This is a genomic window from Actinoplanes subtropicus (assembly GCF_000721705.1).
GTDB lineage: Bacteria > Actinomycetota > Actinomycetes > Mycobacteriales > Micromonosporaceae > Actinoplanes > Actinoplanes subtropicus.
Genome location: NZ_JOJL01000035.1, coordinates 17,540 through 35,160 on the forward strand (window position 1 = coordinate 17,540; position 17,621 = coordinate 35,160).

Below are 17,621 nucleotides of genomic sequence, written 5' to 3' on the forward strand. Positions count from 1 at the left end.
GCTCGCAACCAGCGGCTAAGAGACCGCTGAACGCCTCAGGCCGGCCGGATCGGCTCGGGCGCATCGTCGCGTCGCACGGCAAGGTAGGCGATCAGCGCGACGATCACCGCCGCCCACGCCACGGTCACCGGCCCGGTCCCCCAGCCCAGGCCGCCCCGCGCCACCGACACGCCCATCCAATCGGCGAACGACGCCCCGAGCGGCCGGGTGATCACGTACGCGGTCCAGAACGCTGCCACCGCGTTCATCCACCGCGCCCGGAACGCCAGCGCCGGCACCACGATCGCCGCCGCGAACACGAACCCGGACACCAGATAACCCCACCCGAACGTGGTCGCCGTCAGGTCACCGGCCGCCGTACCCAGCGCGAAAGTGACCAACACGGTCGCCCAATAGAAGAACTCCGGCCGCCCCCGGGTGACGGTGTGGATCGACAGCGTCCGCTCGCTGACGTACCAGAAGCCCAGCACCACAACCAGCGCCACCGCGAAGAACGTCGTCGAGATCGTGTACGGAATACCGAGCCCTACATGCAGCACATCGGCGGCCATCGTCCCGAACACGCTGACCATCACCACCGCGAACCAGTACAGGCCGGTCGAGTACGCGCGCGCCCGCATCTGAGCGAGCAGGGCGCCGGCCAGTACCAGCCCGGCCACCCCGACCGCGATCTCGGGCGCGATCGTGCGGGCCAGGAAGTCCGAGGCGGTCTCCCCCATTCCGGTGGTCAGCACCTTGATGATCCAGAACAACGCCGTCACTTGCGGCACCTTGACCGCCAGCGTTGTCGAGCCGATGGGACGCCGGGTCTGTTCGTTGACAGTCACGACGGCACAGGCTCTCGACTCGATCCTGAAAATGCGCTGAAAGGGCCGGGACCGCTCTTATGCGGCTCTTATGAAACTGTGCCGATTGTTTTAGAGCCGATGCCGATCGTGAACGGCGTCCCGCCTGGACGCCGAGTGCCGGCAGCCGCGTAGCCCGCGACCACCGACCTCCAGACCTGCTGACGACACGGAGGAGGACCTGTGGACGACGGACGCATCGTCGTGTCGGCCCTGACCAAGCACTATCGCGGTGTCACTGCGGTGGACGACCTCTCGTTCACCGTCGAGCCGGGCCGGGTGACCGGGTTCCTCGGCCCGAACGGGGCCGGCAAGACCACCACCCTGCGCATGCTGCTCAACCTGGTGATGCCGACCGCCGGCACCGCGACGATCGGCGGCCGGCGATATCTCGACCTGCCCGAGCCGGACCGGGTCGTCGGCGCCGTGCTCGAAGCGTCGTCCGCGCACAAGGGCCGCACCGGCCGTAACCACCTGCGCGCCTGCTGCCTGACCACCGGCCTGCCCCTGACCCGCGCTGACGAGGTGCTCGACCTGGTCGGCCTCGGCCCGGCCGCTGACCGCAAGGTCAAGGGCTACTCGCTGGGCATGAAGCAGCGCCTCGGCATCGCCGCCGCCATGCTCGGCGACCCGCAGGTGCTCATCCTCGACGAGCCGGCCAACGGCCTCGACCCCGAAGGCATCCGCTGGATGCGGCAATTGCTGCAAGGGCTGGCGACGAACGGCAGAACCGTGCTGGTCTCCAGCCATCTGCTGTCCGAGATGCAGGCGCTGGCCGACGACGTGGTGATCGTGGCGGCCGGTCGGCTGGTTCGTCAGGGCGCCGTCGCGGACGTGCTCGCCTCGATGGGCGGCGACCACCGGGTGAGGGTCAGCACCCCCGAGACCGAGAAACTGACCGCCGCCCTCGCCGGCGCAGGTGCGACTGTCACCGCCGACGGGCCCGGCAGCCTGGTGATCAGCGGCGTGACCGCCGCGGCGGTCGGCGACACCGCCCTGGCCGCCGGTGTGCCCCTGCATCACCTGAGCGCCGAGAGCCCCGACCTCGAAGACGTGTTCCTCGACCTCACCCACGCGAAGGCAGCCATCCGATGAGCCGAACCACCCTCATGCTCCGCCTCGTCCGCGCGGAGTTCTACAAGCTGCGCACGACCAGCACCTGGTGGATCTTCACCCTGGCCACCTTGGTCAGCACCACCGTGATGCTCATCGTCGACTGCGTGAACGCGAACTCGCTGCTCAAACCCTTCGACCAGTACGTGGCGCTGGAGGCACACGGGCACGGCGGCCGGCCGATCCCGGCCGAATTCCTCGCGCACATGCGCAGCGAATGGGAACTGGGCCACTCCGCGGTCACCCAGGCCACCACCATCTACACCGCCGGGCAGCTCATCGGCGTCCTGCTGGCCTGCCTGCTCGGCATCGTCCTGATCACCAGCGAGTTCCACCAGCAGACCGCGACCACCACCTTCCTGCTGACCCCGCACCGCGACCGGGTCGTGGCCGGCAAACTCGGCACCGCGGTGGGCATGGCGTTCCTGTCCTGGCTGCTGTCCACGATCATCAGCGTCACCACCGGCGCGATCTTCCTGCACCACCTCGGCTACGGCACCCAGCTCGGCAACGCCGGCGTCCTGCGAGCGATCGCGCTCAACCTCGCGGCGTACGCGATTTGGGCCGTCTTCGGCATCGGTTTCGGCGCGCTGATCCGCAGCCAGCTCGGCGCCACCGTCTCGGCCACTGTCCTCTACCTGATCGGCGCCACGGCCGCCGCGAGCGTATTCGAGCTGATCTACACCTACCTGATCCCCAAGAGCTGGATCCTCGCCGCGCAGGTCGTCGTGCCCGCGGTCGCCTCCACCGTGATGATCTCGCCGACCAAGACTTTCGACCAGAGCCCACCGCAGTGGGTCGGCGCCGCGATCCTGATCGGCTACGGCATCCTCGCCGGCGTCATCGGCACCCAGATTCTGCGGCGCCGCGACATCGCCTGACCTAACACGCCGCGCCGGAGTTGTAGCAGGCTGGGTGGCGGTGGGTGTTTTCAACCTTTTCTCAGGGTACGGTCGGTAACGTCCGCCTGCATGACTCCACAGCTGTGGCCCCGGCCGGCGCGTCGCGCCGCCAACGCTCGCCGACGGCGTGAGAAGCGTGCTCGCCGGGGGCCATTGATCGTTGTCGCGGGACTGGCCGCGGCCGCGGTTGCCGCGGCATGCCAGCACAGTCCCCCGCAAGCGAGAGCGTCCGCCGGTGCCTCTCGACTTTTGCCGGACTCCGAACGCAAGGTGATGGTGATCGTCGAGGAGAACCACGGATACGGTCAGATCATGGGCGACTCCCGCGCTCCGTACCTCAATCAGTTGGCTGCCGACTACGGCACCGCGACCGACTACGACGCCGGCTACCCTACGCATTGTCCGTCGCTGGCCGCGTACATCCTGCTCACGAGTGGCACCACGGCCGGCATCTGCGACGACAAGGACCCGAAGTCGCACCGGCTGACCGGTGACAACGTCTTCCAACAGATCAGCGGGTCCGGGCGGCAATGGCGCGATTACGCCGAGTCGTCACCCGGCACGTGCGGGCTGACGAGCAAAGGCCGATATCTCGTACGGCATGTGCCGGCCGCCTATTTTGTCCGCTCCCGCGCCGACTGCCGACAATGGGCGATCCCGATGGGCACTACTGCCGGCGGCGCCTTGCACAACGACATCGCAAACGGCGCGCTGCCCTCCTACGCCTTCGTCAGCCCCGACGCCTGCCATGACATGCACGGCGCCCCGGAGTGCCCGGCGGGCATGGTCGCGGCCGGGGATCGCTGGCTGAGGACCTGGCTGCCGCAGATCCTGGCCGGCCCCGATTACCGGGCCGGCCGCCTGATCGTCGTCATCACCTGGGACGAAGGCACCTCGACCAGCAATCACATCCCCACTGTCGTGGTCGCGCCCTTCCTGCGGCACGTCTCGGCGACCCGGCGGCTCAGTCATTGCTCCACGCTGCGGTTCACCGAGGAACAACTGCGCCTGCCGTTGCTCGGCTGCGCCGCGACCGCCCTGTCACTCGGAACCGCATTGGGAATGTGAAATCACCGCGTCGGCGCAGCCACGGATGCGATGCTGGCGACGGTGGGCGGCGCCATTTTCAGCGTTCCCTCAGCCGACGTTGGTGATCGTGGCCCGGTCCGATGCGGTCGAGCGATGGAGGAGCGCGTGCCGATGCGATTCCCCGCACGCCCTTCGTCGTGGCGTTTCCTTCCCGAGCCCGGCGTGCGGCCATGACGGGAGTCGCGGTCGAGCATGATGCCGCGCCATCCGCGTCCGGGGCGCGGCGGTGGCGTATCGCCCTGGCAATCGCCATTCTCGCGGCGGCGGTGTGGGCGGCCGGCCGGGCCTCGGCCGCGGGTGCGTCGTGGCCGAGGGCATTCGCGCTGATCGGCGGCCTGCCCTGGGTCCAGATCCTCGGTCTCGGTGTGTTGTGGATCCTGGGGCTGTACGTGCACACGATCGTCCTGGCCTCGTCGCTGCCGGGGCTCAGTCGCCGCCGCGCCTTGACGCTGAACCTGACCGGCAGTGCCGTCTCCAACGTCCTGCCGCTGGGCGGTCTCGCCGGTACGGCCCTGAACCTCACGATGACCGCGTCCTGGGGGCACAGTCGACTTGATTTCGCCCGCTTCGTCGTGGTCTCCAAGGCCTGTGACATCGTGGCGAAGCTGTTCATGCCGGCCGTCGCGCTGGCGGCTCTGCTGGCCACGGGTGCCCTCACGACCACACGCGCCGCGCCGTGGGCGATACCCGTCGCCGGCGCCGTCGTCGCCGGAGCGCTGCTGCTGTGGGCGTTGTGCGGACGGGCGACTGCCTTGCTGCACGTTGTCGGCCTTGCGGCACACGCTTGTTCGTGGGCTACGCGAGGCCGCGTCGTCGGCACCACCTGGGCGGCGGGTGTCCGCGCCCTGCTCGAGGGAACCGACGTGCTGGTGCGGCGGCGCCGGGTGGCGCTGGCCCTGGGCATGGCCGGCTACTGGCTCGCTCAGGGCGCCTTGCTGTGGTGCTGCCTGACGGCCGTCGGCCTGCGCCCGCCGGCGGCGGTGGTGTTCGCCGGGCTGGTCGTCGAGCGGGCGATGACCCTGCTGCCGATCACGCCGGGCGGCACGGGACCCGCCGAGGCCGGCATGGTGACGATTCTCCTGGCGCTCGGCGTCGACCCCACCGGGGCGCTCGCCGGGGTCCTGCTCTTCCGCTCCTTCGTGTTCGCAGCGGAGATCCCGGTCGGCGCCGCGGTGGGGCTCGGGTGGTGGGTCACCAGGCGGCTGAGCGCACGCCGGGATTCCGCAGGCCGCCGGCGTGGGGCTCCACCGGTATGCGCGTAGCCCACGTCACCGACGTCTACCTCCCCCGGCTGGGCGGCGTCGAACTGCAGGTCAGTGACCTTGCCGCACACCAACGCCGCCGTGGCGACAACTCCCTGGTCATCACCACCACCGAGGGCGGCGACCAGCTCGGCGATGTCCCTGTTCTCCGGCTCGGCGCGGGCCGTCGCCTCGCCGCCGGTCCCCATCGGCGGGTGCCCGCCGCCGAGTTGTCCGGTGTGCTGCGCGTCTGCGCCGCGGAGCTGGTACACGTACACATCTCGGCCTTCTCACCGCTGTCCTGGACGGCTGCCCGCGTGGCCGCCGCGAACGGCCTGCCGACGGTCATCTCGGTGCACTCGATGTGGCATGACATCCTGCCCCTGGTCCGCCGGTACGCCCGTCGGCAACGGGCGGCGAGCTGGCCGGTGGAGTGGACGGCGGTCAGCACCGCGGCGGCCCAGGCGGTGAGTGCGGCGCTGGACGGCGCCGTCGTCGGAGTGTTGCCCAACGGCATCGATCCCGGCGACTGGCAGACCGTGGGGCCGCCGGCCGAGCCGCCGGTCCCCACCCTGGTCAGCGTGATGCGCATGGTCCGCCGAAAGCGACCGCAGGCCCTGCTCGACATCCTGCTCGCCCTGCACGCAAGCCACCCGGCACGGTTCCGGGCGGTCCTGGTCGGCGACGGCCCGCACCTGCCGCGGCTACGACGCCGGGTGGACGCTTCCGGCTCCGCCGGCGCCATTCACCTGGCCGGCGCGCTGTCCCGCCCGGCCATCCGCGGCATCCTCTCGGACGCCCAGCTCTACGTCGCGCCGGCGCCGCGCGAGTCGTTCGGCATCGCCGCCCTGGAAGCCCGCACCGCCGGCCTGCCGGTCGTGGCCCGCGCCGGCACCGGCATCGCCGACTTCATCCGGCCCGAGGTCGAAGGATGGCTGGTCGGCTCCGACGCCATGCTCGCCACGACGATCGCCGGGCTGCTGGACGATCCGGCCCGGCTCGCCGCCGTCGCCGCGCACAATCGGAGCACCACACCGGCCATGAGCTGGCCGGCGGTTCTCGGCGCCGCCGACGCCATCTACGAGGCAGCGATCCGGCGCCAGACCGGCCCGCTGCTGCGGCACACGGCCGGGCAACCCGGATGACGCAACGGTTCACGCTGGTGGCGTTCCACGCACATCCCGACGACGAGAGCCTGCTCACCGGCGGCACCTTGGCGCGCGCCGCCGCGGAAGGCCATCGCGTCGTGCTGGTCGTCGCGACCCTCGGCGAGGCCGGCGGTGCCGCCGGAGGACGGGAGCTCGGCGCTCGGCGGGAAGCCGAGCTGCACCGCGCGGCCGAAGCGCTCGGCTGCGCCCGCGTCGCCGTACTCGGCTACCGCGATTCCGGTCTGAACGGCGACTCGCCCTCGACGGCCGGCGATCCACCGCGATTCGTCGACGTCCCGGTCGAGCCGGCCGCGGCGGGGTTGATCGAGATCCTCCGTGCGGAGCGCGCGGACGTCCTCACCGGCTACGACGCAAACGGCGGATACGGTCACCCCGATCACCGCCACCTGCACTTGGTGGCACGGTATGCCGCAGCCGCGGCCAGGACTCCGGTGTTGCTGGAGGCGACCGTGGACCGGAGGAAGCTGCGAGCCCTGCTCGGCGTGATGAGGCTGGCCGGTCGCCTGCTCCCGCGGCTGCCGCTGAACGCGGCATCCGACGCGTACACCGCCGGCTCGGCGACGACGCACGCCGTCGACGTCCGCCGCTACTGGAAGCAGAAACGCGCCGGCCTGCGCGCACACGAGAGCCAGACGCAGGGCGGCCAGGGATGGCGGACCGTCGCCCTGCTGGCACGGCTGCCCGGTCCCCTGTTCCGCCTGATCGCCGGACGGGAGTGGTTCACCGAAGTCGGCCGGCGGCCGGTCACGCACCGTGACGGCGACGTTTTCGCCACCCTACGGCGATCGGCCTGTGTTCTACCAGAAAACGCGACGCCATGTGCGCGATTGCGGTTACCACTCGAATGAGCGCTTCAGCGGAATTTAAGGCGGCATGCTTCATGGTGGGCAGCCGTCGCAAGCCATTCTGAGCCATTCTAAGGAGAAATAATGTCGGTGACTTATGCCACCGCAGAACGCACGCGTGTCTGGTTGACAAAAGTACCGGCCATCACCGCGACGTTCTGGGTCATCAAAGTATTGTCCACGACAATCGGTGAGACGTTTGCCGACTATCTGACCGTTAACGTCGGACTGGGGCCGCTGGTCACCGACGCCCTCATGGCCGCCGTGCTCGTCACCGCACTGGTCATCCAGTTCCGCACCCGGCAATACACGCCCTGGATCTACTGGCTGTGCGTGGTGCTGGTGAGCATCGTCGGCACCCAGATCACCGACTTCTTCACCGACACGCTGGGCGTCAGCCTCTACCTGAGCACTGCGGTCTTCGCCGTCGTTCTCGCCATTGTCTTCGTCGTCTGGCACCGCCAGGAACACACCCTGGCGATCACCTCGATCGACACCCCGCGCCGCGAGGCCTTCTACTGGGGAGCCATCCTCACCACGTTCGCGCTCGGCACCGCGGCCGGCGATCTGGCCACCGAGGCGCTGAGCCTGGGCTTCCGCAACGGCGTGCTGATCTTCGGCGGGCTCATCGCGGCGACCTGGATCGCGTACAAAATCGGATTCGGTCAGGTTTTGACCTTCTGGATCGCTTATGTGCTGACCCGGCCGCTCGGTGCCTCGATGGGCGACCTGCTCACCCAGGACAAGCAGTTCGGCGGGCTCGCGCTGGGCGCCAGCGCGACCAGCATCCTGTTCTTCGCAGTCATCATCGTGCTGGTCACCCGGGAGCAGCTGCTGGTCAATCGGCACGGGGTGGCGGCGAAGGGCAGCGGACCCGCCGGTGGGCATCGGGCCGACTACGCGTGGGCCGCCGCCGGTCTGGTGGTGGTCGCCGGCGTGGGCCTGGGGCTCAGCGCGACCCACTCCGACACCTCGGACAGCGGCAGCAACTCCCTGGCCGTGGTAGACCCGGGAGCGCCCGCGGCCGGTCAGTCCGCCGGCACCACCGGTCGAGCGGCGCCCGCGCGGAAGGTGCACCCGACCACACGGCTCGGCGACCTCACCAGCTTCGCCACCATTGTGACTGACGTGAAGGGCAAGGTCGCCAAGAACGACCTGGCCGGCGCCAAGGCCCGGATCAAGGATCTAGAGGTGGCCTGGGACGACGCCGAGGCCGGGCTCAAGCCCCGGGACGCCGGCAAGTGGCACCAGCTCGACGGCCAGATCGACGATGCCCTCACCGCCCTGCGTGCGGGCAGCCCGAGCCAGTCGACCTGCGCGTCGACGCTCGCCACCCTGCTCACCACCCTGAACAAGTTCGACGGCATCTGACCGGCCGGGCCGCTGGGTCGTGCTGCGCGGGACGCATCATGACCCGGTGGTCTCCTCCGGGATTCAGCTCCTCGTCAGGTTGGGTCACCTACGTTCCCGCACATGAGCAGATGGCTGGGTGGCGTCCGGCTGCGCACGGCGATCGCGGCGGCGGTCGTCGTCGGGGTGGCCGGGGTGGTTGCCGCGTTCGGTTTCGTGCGAGCGACGGAGTCGATTCTGACGCACAACGTCGACAGCGCTGTTCGCCAACGTGTCGCCGAGGTCAAGACCGGGCTGCGTGACGACGAGGCGTCCGACGTGCTCGAGACCCTGACCGGGAACACCACGCTGATTCAGGTCCTCGACAGCTCGGGAAACCCCGTCGCGACGTCGTTCCCCGTGGGGTCGAGACCGCCGCTGGCGAGCCACGCCGTCCCCGTCGGCAGCACAGTGAAGTCCACGCGGCCGTGGCCGACCGGCGACGACGCTCCGTACCGGATCTGGGCGGCCGGGGTGAAGACGTCGAAAGGGCCGCAAACGGTGGTCGTCGCGCAGTCGCTGCAGCCCGTCCGGGAGAACACCGAGGCGCTGACTCGTACCCTGGCCACCGGCATGCCTTTCCTGGTGGCCGTCGTCGGGTTGGCCACCTTCGTCTTCGTCGGACGCTCGCTGCGGCCGGTAGAGGCTATTCGCCGGCGGGTCGCCTCAATCACGGCCCAGGACCTGCACGCCCGAGTGCCGCTGCCGGGCGGCCATGACGAGGTGGCCGCGCTGGCTCGCACCATGAATGCCATGCTCGACCGGCTCGAGGCGGCGGCCATCGCGCAGCGCCGGTTCGTCGCCGATGCCGGGCACGAGTTGCGGAGCCCTCTCACTACGGTTCAGGTCGGCCTCGACTACCTGGCAACCCGGGCCACCTCCGAGACCGGGCTGGCCCAGATCAGCTTGCTGCAAGGCGAGGCGGAACGGCTCGGCACGCTGGTGGCGGATCTGTTGCTGCTGGCCCGCTCCGACGAGCACGGGCTCGCGTTCCGGCAGGACGAGCTGGACCTGGACGACCTGGTGTTCGCCGAGCGTGAGCGGTTCACCGCCCGCTTCCCGTCGGTGGATCTTCGGCTTCGGCTGGAGCCGGTGCGCCTCGTCGGAGACGCCGCCCGGCTGCGGCGGGCCGTACGCAACCTGCTGGACAACGCGGCCCGGCACGCGCGCTCGACGGTGACCGTCACGGTCCGGCAGGACGATTGCGCCCATCTGGTGATCACCGACGACGGCCGCGGTATCGACCCGGTCGACCGGGAGCGGATCTTCGATCGGTTCGTACGCCTGGACGACAGCCGGTCCCGGCACGACGGTGGCTCGGGTCTCGGGCTGCCGATCACCCGGGAGATCGTCGACGGGCACGGCGGCGACGTCCGTGTCGACGACGGTCCGGGCGCCGTCTTCCATGTCCGGCTCCCGCTGCACGCGGAGGGCGCGGATCACCCGCCGTTGGCCGCCAGCCGGTAACCGGCGCCGCGGACGGTCTCGATCGCCGACCGGCCGAACGGCTGGTCGATCTTCTTGCGCAGGTAGCGGATGTAGACCTCGACGATGTTGGTGTCGCCGTCGAAGGTCCAGTCCCAGACGCCGCCGATGATCGCGTTCTTGGAGACGACCTCGCCGCGGTGCCGGATCAGGAATTCCAGCAGCGCGAACTCCCGGCTGGTCACCGAGATCTCCTGGTCGCCGCGGGTGACCCGGCGGGTCGCCGGATCGACGCTCAGGTCGCCGGCGACGAGCACGGCCGGCCGCTCGGGCCGCCCGCGGCGGACCACCGCGCGGAGCCGGGCCAGCAGCACCACCAGCGAGAACGGCTTGGTGAGGTAGTCGTCGGCGCCCAGGTCGAGGGCGTCCGCCTGGTCGTACTCGCCGTCCTTGGCGGTCAGCATCACGATCGGCGTCCACACCTCCCGGCCGCGCAGTTGCCGGCAGACCTCGTAGCCGCTGAGCCCCGGCAGCATGATGTCCAGCACGATCACGTCGTACGGGTGCTCGGTCGCGGCCCACAGCCCGTCGTCGCCGGTGGTCGCGACGTCGACCGCGAAGCCCTCCCCGATCAGGGCGTCGCGCACCATCGCGGCCAGCGCCGCCTCGTCCTCCACGAGCAGAACACGCACTTGTCGTCCTCTATCCGAAGTAGAGCGCCGCGGTCGCCATGGATCCCCAGGCGAAGCCGCTGATCAGCAGGAACCGGTCCGAGACGAGCAGGTTTTCGGGTGCCTCGCCGTCGCCGCGGGCGACCAGCAGGCTGTAGCGCATCAGCCCGGCCAGGAACGGCACCAGCGACAGGCCGAGCAGCGGCAAGGAGGCGTCGCCGGAAAATTCAAAGGCCCAGCAGGCGTACGCGATGACGGTCCCGGTCAAGGTCATGGTAAGCGTCTGCTGCAGCCAGGGCAGCGAGTACCCGGCCAGGACCGCCCGCGCGTCCCGGTCACGGCGCAACTCGCTCAGCCGCTTGCCGGTCACCAGGAACAGCGACCCGAGCAGCGCGGTGAGCAGGAACCAGCTCGACATCGGCACCCCGGCGGCGACTGCCCCGCCCACGGTGCGCAGCAGGAACCCGCCGGCGACCGCGAGGATGTCGACGACCGCGATCCGTTTGAGCCGCCAGCTGTAGGCGAAGGTCAGGGCCAGGTAAGCCGCCACGCACCCGAACAGGGCAAAGCCGGCCAGCGGCGCCACCGCCAGCGCCGCCACCAGCAGCCCGAGGCCCCAGAACCATGCAGTGCGCACCGAGATGACCCCGGACGCCACCGGCCGCCGGCACTTGACCGGGTGACGCCGATCGGCCTCGACATCGGCGGCATCGTTGATGAAATACGTCGCGGCCGACGCCAGCACGAACGCGAGCAACGCCACGAAACTGGCCGGCTCGACCAGGACGCCGGCGGCTAGCGGAGCGGCGAACACGAGCCCGTTCTTGATCCACTGCCGGGGCCGGGCGGCGGCCAGCAGCGGCGACGAGACCGGCTGGGCGAGGGTCGGCGCGGCCATCTCAATTCGCCGTCACGTAGAAGAAGTCTCGCTGGTCCGGGTTCAGATAGCGGTAGGCCGACCGCGGCATCCGGGGCAGCAGCTTGGTCGGGGCCGCCGCGTTGCCGGGCAGCGGCTGCCAGGAGGCGAAGCTTGCCATCCCGGAATGGATGTCCAGCTGCATGCCCCGGACCACCCCCGCGTCGGCCATCGCCGCGGCCAGCGTGGCCAGGTTCATCTTGTCGCCGGCCACGTAGATCAGGTTGCCGTGCGCGTCGATCCCCGCGCCCGACCGCCAGGTGTACTGGTACTGGTTGTGCGCTGACCCCCAGCGCCCGTCGGCGTTGGTGCTCAGCCCGGCCACCGGCCGCCCACGATCAACAACGAGGGCGAGATTCTGTCGTACGGCGACGACGCCGGCCGTCATCCGCACATCCGTGCCCCAGGCGCCGATCGTCACGCCCCCGTGCTTGTCGATGACCAGCGACGCCTGCCCGGTGACCAGCCGCCGGGTGGTCTGCCCGTCGAGGTAGAACCCGCCGGCGATGTCCTGCATCTTCCAGCCGGAGTTGAACGTGGCGACCAACCGGCCGACGTCGCCGGCGGGCACCGACGCGGTGCCCGGCCATGCCGGGCCGCCCGGCTGCCTCGTTCCCGCGACCAGATGGGTGATGGTGCCGCTGCTGCGCATCCAGGCGACCCCGGCGACGATGCTCAGATGGGCCGGGTCGGGCCGCAGGAACCCGGTGTAGATCAGCGGGAGACCGGACGCTGCCGTGCGGCCGGCCGCCCAGGTCGCCTCGCCCGGCAACGGGGCGACGCCGGGCAGTCGCGGCAGCGCGTCCGGGCCGATGACCTTCGCCGGGCCGGGCTCGATCCGCGGAAGAGCAGCGGCGTCGGGTGGTCCGGCGGCCGGCTTGTGCCGGGTGTACCACCAGTTCTCGATGGCATTGATCAGGGCGCCGCCGTGCCGCAGGCGGATCCAGTCGACGGTGCGCATCTGCCAGGTGGCGCTGCCGGGCGCGGTGAGCGCCTGCGTGTAGGAGATGGCGGGCCAGATCAGGATCAGCGCCACGGCGATGCCGATCAGCCGGCGAAGGCGACGTCGACGCGGGTTGGGCGCCCGGCGCTTGCGCCGTCGAGGCAGCATGTGGATCGGTGTCGGCCTGGTGGAGGTGCTCATCGGTCGTCCCGGACCGTGACGTGGCGATAGGTGGTGACCCGGACGGCGATGTCGGCGATCTCCAGCAGCGGGCGGTCGGTGGCGCCGTTGGCGTAGGCCCAGACCTGACTCGCCGGCTGCTCGGCCAGATATTCCAGGACCCGTCGGGCCTTCTCGTGCCCGTGGCAGTTGCGGCCCTTGAGAGCGCCGGTGAGCCGGCCGTTGACCACCGCCATCTCGGTGCAGATCACCGTGTCGGCGCCGAGCAGCCGGCCGAGGTGGTGCACGTAGATTCCCGGGGAGGCCGAGGCGATCACCAGGCGGTGACCGTGGTGGCGGTGCCAGGTCCACAGCTGCGTGGAGTCTGCTCGTAGCTTGTCCTGGACCCGGGTGGCGTAGTCGCGGGCGATCGGATCGATCTCGGCGAGCGGCCGCCCGCCGAGCAGTTGCTGCAGCACCAGCGCCTTGGCGGCGCTTCGCCGCCTGTGTCGGGGCAGATCCCGGGTCGCGGCCACGGCCAGGGCTCGCACGACCGACGCCGTGCCGGCGACTCGGCGCAGGAACGGCAGCAGCGTGTCGGCGCGGGTCAGCGTTCCGTCCAGATCCCAGACGGCGGCCGGGCGCCCGCGGCGCGGCCGTGGGTCATCACCGGGGCCGCCGCTCGTCGGCAAGACTTGCGGCGGCTCGATGACGGTCAGCGGTGGGACGTTGGTCTTGCTCAAGGGGTGCTCCTCTGCGTTGCGCCGCGTCGAGCCGGCGATAGACCGCCGCCGGCAGCAAGCGCAGCGCGGTCATGACGGGCCCGAGTAGGGCAGGGGCGTAGACGACGCGCGCCCGGCCGGACAGGACCCGGCCGACCCGGGCGGCAACCTCGTGGGCCTCGGTGGTGAAGGGTGGCTCGGGCAGGCCGGCGGTCATCCGGGTGCGTACGTGGCCGGGCCGCACGACCAGGACGCGGGCGCCGCTGCCGCGCAACGATTCGCCGATGCCGCGGGCATAGAGGTCCAGGGCCGCCTTGGCGACGCCGTAGCTGAGCAGCCCGTCGCGGGTGCGTACGGCGGCGACCGAGGAGAGGACCACCAGGGTGCCGTGCCCCTGCGCGCGTAGCCGGGCGGCGGTGGCGTGCACCGCGAGCATCGGCCCGAGCAGGTTGGTGTGCATGGTCTTTTCGACCGCGCTCGTGTCGGCCAGCGCCGTTTCCTCGGTGAGTGTTCCGACGCCGAGGATCACGACGTCGAGGTCGCCGTGGCGGGCGGCGGCGACCGCGAGCAGGTCGACGGTCGCGGCGGCCGGGGCGAGGGCGTCGTAGTGCAGGGTCGCCACCTGCCGTCGTGCCTTGGTCAGCCGCTCGGCCGTCTCGGCGAGCGCGGCCGGGTCGCGTCCGGCCAGGATAAGCGTCCCGCTCTGGGGCAGGAGTTGCTCGGCGATGGCCTGACCGATCTCGGAGGTGCCGCCGAGCAGGAGCACGGTCTGCGGGCGGCCGAGTCCGTCACGCATGACTGGCTCCGATCTGGTCGTCGATCCGTTGATCGGCCAGGCGCAGCCGGCGCGCCAGGTCGGAGACGAGCAGACCGTCCGGATCGAGCAGGGCCCGTACGGCGCGCCACCGGGCCAGGCCCGGATACATGGCGGCGATCAGATCGGGGTGGGCGCGGCTGTCCTTCACCAGGTAAACCCGCCCGCCCGCAGCGGCGATCCGCTCGTCGAGCCGGTCGAGCAGCGGGCCGAGGGCGGGATCGGCGGCGAAGTCCATCGCCAGGCTCCAGCCCGGCCCGGGGAACGACAGCGGCGCCGGGTTGGCCTCGCCGAAGACTTTCACCACAACGAGCGACGGCGGATGCCCGGCCTCGCGGGCGGCCTGAAGCGCATAGGCAAGCACATGTTCGGCACCGAACGGGACGGCGAACTGATGCTGGACCAGCCCGCGCCGGCCGTGCAACCGCGGCCAGCCGGGCAGAGAGTCCAACGGGAAGTGCAGCTCCGACAGGGGCCGGAGATGTCGCGGGCGGAGCACGACAGCGGTGCGGCGTGCCGCGTTGGCGGCGGCGGCCAGCGGCGGCCAGGCGATGCCTCTGCCGGGCAGGGTCGGCGTGGCGCGGGTCCGGGCGGCACGGCCGGGAGTCAGGGCGCCGAGTCGTGCCGTCGTCGCTCGGGTGATCACGCCGGCCCCGAGAGGGTCCACCCAGGCCACGGCGTGGTCGCTGCTCACCGAGGCCGCGTGTAGCCGATCGAGGACGCGGTGCAGGCGTGGTTGCTGTTCGTCGACGGTCGAGACCCACCAGGAGGCGAGCGGGATCAGCCGCAGGGTGGCCCGGCGGATGATGCCGGTCAGGCCGAGGCCGCCGACCGTGGCCCAGAATTCGTCGGCGTTGACCGTCGGGCTCATCTCGACCGTCCCGTACGCCGGCGTGAGCACAGTCATCGCCGCGACGTGCCGGCCGAACGCCCCGTGCCGCTCGTGATTCTTGCCGTGCACATCGGCCGCGATCGCCCCACCCACGGTGACCGCGGCGGTGCCGGGCACCACCGGCAGGGTCCAGCCGCCCGGCGCCAGGTACCGGAGCAGGTCGCCGATCGTCACGCCGGCGCCTACCTCGACGGTGGCGGCGGCCGCGTCGACATCCCCGATGCTCGCCTCGGCCATCGTCGAGACGACCAGGCCGCCGGCGTTCTGGGCGGCGTCCCCGTAGGAACGGCCGCCACCGCGCGGGATCAATCCACGTGGGCCGGCCGCGCCGAGGAGTTCGGCCCAGTCTTCATCGCAGTCCGGTGTCACCACGGTGGCCGGGCTCCCGGTCACCCGGCCCCAGCCACCGATCATGGTCGGTCGTTCTCGCTGCAGCACGACACCCACGATGCGGCCGGTTACCTGAACGCGGGCTGAAGCGCTTGAGCTCCTGTTTCGGGCTCATTCAGCCCGCTCTAATGTGCGCCTGCCTAGCATCCGCCCATGCATCGTCGCGACGCCCTTCGCGCGGTCACCGCCCTCTCCCTCGGCGCCGCCGCCGGCTGCGATGCCGCACGGCCATCTGCCGTCCCGGCGACTGCCTCGTCCACAGCGGAGAGGTCCCCGAACACGCACCCCACGCCGACGACGAGTTCGGCCGGACCGATCCTTCCCGACGAGGTCCGGCACGGACCGCGCGACCGGCCACAGGTCGCCTTGACCTTCCACGGCCAGGGTGATGCTCGGATCGTGACGGCCCTGCTCGACGAGCTCAAGCGCGGCGGCGCCCGCGTCACGGTGCTGGCCGTCGGCACCTGGCTGGCCGCGAACGCCGACCTCGGCCGGCGGCTGCTCGCCGACGGCCACGAGCTCGGCAACCACACCCAGCATCACGCCGACATCAAAACCATGAAACCCCAGCTTGCGTACGCCGAGATCAGCGCGTGTGCGGAAGCCGTGCGTGCGGTCGCCGGTTCGATCGGCCGCTGGTTCCGCCCGTCGCAAACCCAGTACGCCACCCCGACGATCAAATCCGCTGCCCGCCGGGCCGGCTATCCGACCTGTCTGTCGTACGACGTGGATCCGCGCGACTTCACCGACCCGGGCCCCTCCGCGATCGTCTCGGCCACTCTCGCCGCCGCGCGCCCCGGCTCGATCGTGAGCCTGCACTGCGGCCACGAGGGCACCGTGGCGGCGATCGCCCCCATCCTGACCGGCCTGCGCGCCCGCAACCTGCGCCCGGTCACCGCCTCGGACCTGTTCGCATGACCCGGGCCCGACATACCCGCACCGGCCGGGCCGCCGCCCTGGCCGCACTGATGGTGCTGGCCGGCTGCACGTCGGCCCCCGCGCCGGCCCAACCCCGTACCTCCTCACCCGCGGCCCAGCCCTCCGCGAGTGCCCCCATGACGTTGTTGCCGGGCATGGCACCGCCGCTCGATCCGGCCGACGTCTACGCCGCCGACCGCCCCGGGCATTTCGCGGCTGCCGCGGCCCGCGCCCGTCCGCTGGTCTACGTGCCGAACTTCGGCGGCGACACCGTCTCGGTGATCGACCCCCGAACCTACAAAGTGATCCGGACGGTGGCCGCCGGGCACGGCCCGCAGCACGTGGTGCCCTCCTGGGACCTGCGCACGCTGTGGGTCAACGACAACACCGGCAACACGCTCATCCCGATCGACCCGGTCACCGCCCGATTCGGCAAGCCGGTCCCGGTGGACGACCCGTACAACCTCTACTTCACCCCCGACGGCCGGTACGCGATGGTGATGGCCGAGTCGCGCCGGGCCATCGTCTTCAGCGACCCGCACACCATGGCACCCCGGCACGTGCTCTCGGTGGGCTGCGACGGCGTCAACCACGCCGACTTCTCGGCCGACGGCCGGTATTTCATCGCCACCTGCGAGTTCTCCGGCGACCTCGTCAAGGTCGACACCGCCGCGCAGCGCGTCGCCGGGCGACTGCACCTACCGGGGCACGCCATGCCGCAGGACATCAAGATCTCGCCGGACGGGCAGACCTGGTACGTCGCCGACATGCAGACCAGCGGCCTGTGGGTCGTCGACGGCGACCACCTCACGGTCCGCACCTTCATCCCCACCGGCGACGGCGCCCACGGGCTCTACCCCAGCCGCGACTCCCGCTACCTCTACATCGCTAACCGCGGCGCCGGCAGCGTGTCCGTCCTGGACCTCCGCACCGGCCGGGTGGTGTCCACCTGGCGGCTGCCCGGGCACGCCAGCCCGGACATGGGCGGCGTCTCGGCCGACGGCCGCGTCCTGTGGCTCTCCGGCCGCTACGACCGCGAGGTCTACGCCATCGACACCGCCACCGGCCGGCTCCGCGCGCGGATCCCCGTCGGCGCCGAGCCGCACGGCCTCTGCGTCTGGCCCCAGCCGGGCCGTTACTCGCTGGGCCACACCGGAATCCTCCGCTGACCGAACCGG

General features: G+C 71.1%; 17 protein-coding genes. 10 read left to right on the plus strand and 7 right to left on the minus strand.

Going from position 1 to position 17,621, the window contains the following annotated elements; all coding sequences use genetic code 11:
• Positions 1–35: 35 nt before the first annotated feature.
• On the minus strand, positions 36–827 hold the full coding sequence (locus IH26_RS0139625) for a COG4705 family protein (protein ID WP_034216956.1): 792 nt from the start codon (positions 825–827) through the stop codon (positions 36–38).
• 201 nt (positions 828–1,028) lie between these two features.
• Here IH26_RS0139625 and IH26_RS0139630 point away from each other — a divergent pair, with 201 nt between their 5' ends.
• The 8 genes from IH26_RS0139630 to IH26_RS0139665 all read left to right on the plus strand — a co-directional run bounded on the left by IH26_RS0139630 (position 1,029) and on the right by IH26_RS0139665 (position 10,060).
• Entirely contained in the window at positions 1,029–1,940 is a 912-nt protein-coding gene (locus IH26_RS0139630) for an ABC transporter ATP-binding protein (protein ID WP_030441439.1), read from the plus strand.
• Positions 1,937–2,839, plus strand: a complete 903-nt coding sequence (locus tag IH26_RS0139635) for an ABC transporter permease (protein ID WP_051809324.1) — start codon at positions 1,937–1,939, stop codon at positions 2,837–2,839. The genes IH26_RS0139630 and IH26_RS0139635 overlap by 4 nt, the downstream gene beginning before the upstream one ends.
• Before the next feature lie 333 nt (positions 2,840–3,172).
• Positions 3,173–3,928, plus strand: coding sequence for an alkaline phosphatase family protein (locus IH26_RS56545; protein WP_169789882.1), 756 nt, complete (start codon positions 3,173–3,175; stop codon positions 3,926–3,928).
• A gap of 191 nt (positions 3,929–4,119) precedes the next feature.
• On the plus strand, positions 4,120–5,211 hold the full coding sequence (locus tag IH26_RS0139645) for a lysylphosphatidylglycerol synthase transmembrane domain-containing protein (protein WP_030441442.1): 1,092 nt from the start codon (positions 4,120–4,122) through the stop codon (positions 5,209–5,211).
• A complete protein-coding gene (locus tag IH26_RS0139650) occupies positions 5,202–6,335 on the plus strand; it encodes a glycosyltransferase family 4 protein (RefSeq protein ID WP_051809327.1) in 1,134 nt (377 codons plus the stop codon). Before IH26_RS0139645 ends, IH26_RS0139650 begins: the two co-directional genes overlap by 10 nt.
• Positions 6,332–7,207 carry a PIG-L deacetylase family protein gene (locus IH26_RS0139655; RefSeq protein ID WP_063763807.1) on the plus strand — a complete coding sequence of 292 codons (876 nt, stop codon included), beginning with the start codon at positions 6,332–6,334 and terminating at the stop codon, positions 7,205–7,207. The genes IH26_RS0139650 and IH26_RS0139655 overlap by 4 nt, the downstream gene beginning before the upstream one ends.
• Before the next feature lie 171 nt (positions 7,208–7,378).
• Positions 7,379–8,575: a COG4705 family protein gene (locus tag IH26_RS0139660; RefSeq protein ID WP_245665897.1), complete on the plus strand. Its 1,197-nt coding sequence runs from the start codon at positions 7,379–7,381 to the stop codon at positions 8,573–8,575.
• A gap of 102 nt (positions 8,576–8,677) precedes the next feature.
• On the plus strand, positions 8,678–10,060 hold the full coding sequence (locus IH26_RS0139665) for a sensor histidine kinase (protein WP_051809329.1): 1,383 nt from the start codon (positions 8,678–8,680) through the stop codon (positions 10,058–10,060).
• On the opposite strand, the gene IH26_RS0139670 is transcribed toward IH26_RS0139665, so the two are convergent.
• Genes IH26_RS0139670 through IH26_RS0139695 form a run of 6 tightly spaced genes read right to left on the minus strand, consistent with a single transcriptional unit; the run spans position 10,033 to position 15,573 of the window.
• Positions 10,033–10,710, minus strand: a complete 678-nt coding sequence (locus IH26_RS0139670) for a response regulator transcription factor (protein WP_030441447.1) — start codon at positions 10,708–10,710, stop codon at positions 10,033–10,035. The genes IH26_RS0139665 and IH26_RS0139670 overlap by 28 nt on opposite strands.
• Before the next feature lie 10 nt (positions 10,711–10,720).
• On the minus strand, positions 10,721–11,587 hold the full coding sequence (locus IH26_RS0139675) for a decaprenyl-phosphate phosphoribosyltransferase (RefSeq protein WP_051809331.1): 867 nt from the start codon (positions 11,585–11,587) through the stop codon (positions 10,721–10,723).
• Between the two features lies 1 nt (position 11,588).
• On the minus strand, positions 11,589–12,749 hold the full coding sequence (locus IH26_RS62380) for a phosphodiester glycosidase family protein (RefSeq protein WP_051809333.1): 1,161 nt from the start codon (positions 12,747–12,749) through the stop codon (positions 11,589–11,591).
• A complete protein-coding gene (locus IH26_RS0139685; RefSeq protein WP_169789883.1) occupies positions 12,746–13,450 on the minus strand; it encodes an HAD-IB family hydrolase in 705 nt (234 codons plus the stop codon). Before IH26_RS0139685 ends, IH26_RS62380 begins: the two co-directional genes overlap by 4 nt.
• Positions 13,374–14,225, minus strand: a complete 852-nt coding sequence (locus IH26_RS0139690) for an SDR family NAD(P)-dependent oxidoreductase (RefSeq protein ID WP_051809336.1) — start codon at positions 14,223–14,225, stop codon at positions 13,374–13,376. Before IH26_RS0139690 ends, IH26_RS0139685 begins: the two co-directional genes overlap by 77 nt.
• Positions 14,218–15,573 (minus strand): FAD-binding oxidoreductase, encoded by a 1,356-nt coding sequence (locus tag IH26_RS0139695; RefSeq protein ID WP_157437606.1) that lies wholly within the window; start codon positions 15,571–15,573, stop codon positions 14,218–14,220. The genes IH26_RS0139690 and IH26_RS0139695 overlap by 8 nt, the downstream gene beginning before the upstream one ends.
• Positions 15,574–15,678: 105 nt before the next feature.
• On the opposite strand from IH26_RS0139695, the gene IH26_RS0139700 reads away from it, so the two are divergent.
• The gene (locus tag IH26_RS0139700; protein WP_030441453.1) at positions 15,679–16,443 is read left to right on the plus strand and encodes a polysaccharide deacetylase family protein; all 765 of its coding nucleotides are present in this window, start codon (positions 15,679–15,681) and stop codon (positions 16,441–16,443) included.
• Positions 16,440–17,612: a YncE family protein gene (locus tag IH26_RS0139705; RefSeq protein ID WP_051809341.1), complete on the plus strand. Its 1,173-nt coding sequence runs from the start codon at positions 16,440–16,442 to the stop codon at positions 17,610–17,612. The genes IH26_RS0139700 and IH26_RS0139705 overlap by 4 nt, the downstream gene beginning before the upstream one ends.
• The last annotated feature ends 9 nt before the right edge of the window (positions 17,613–17,621 follow it).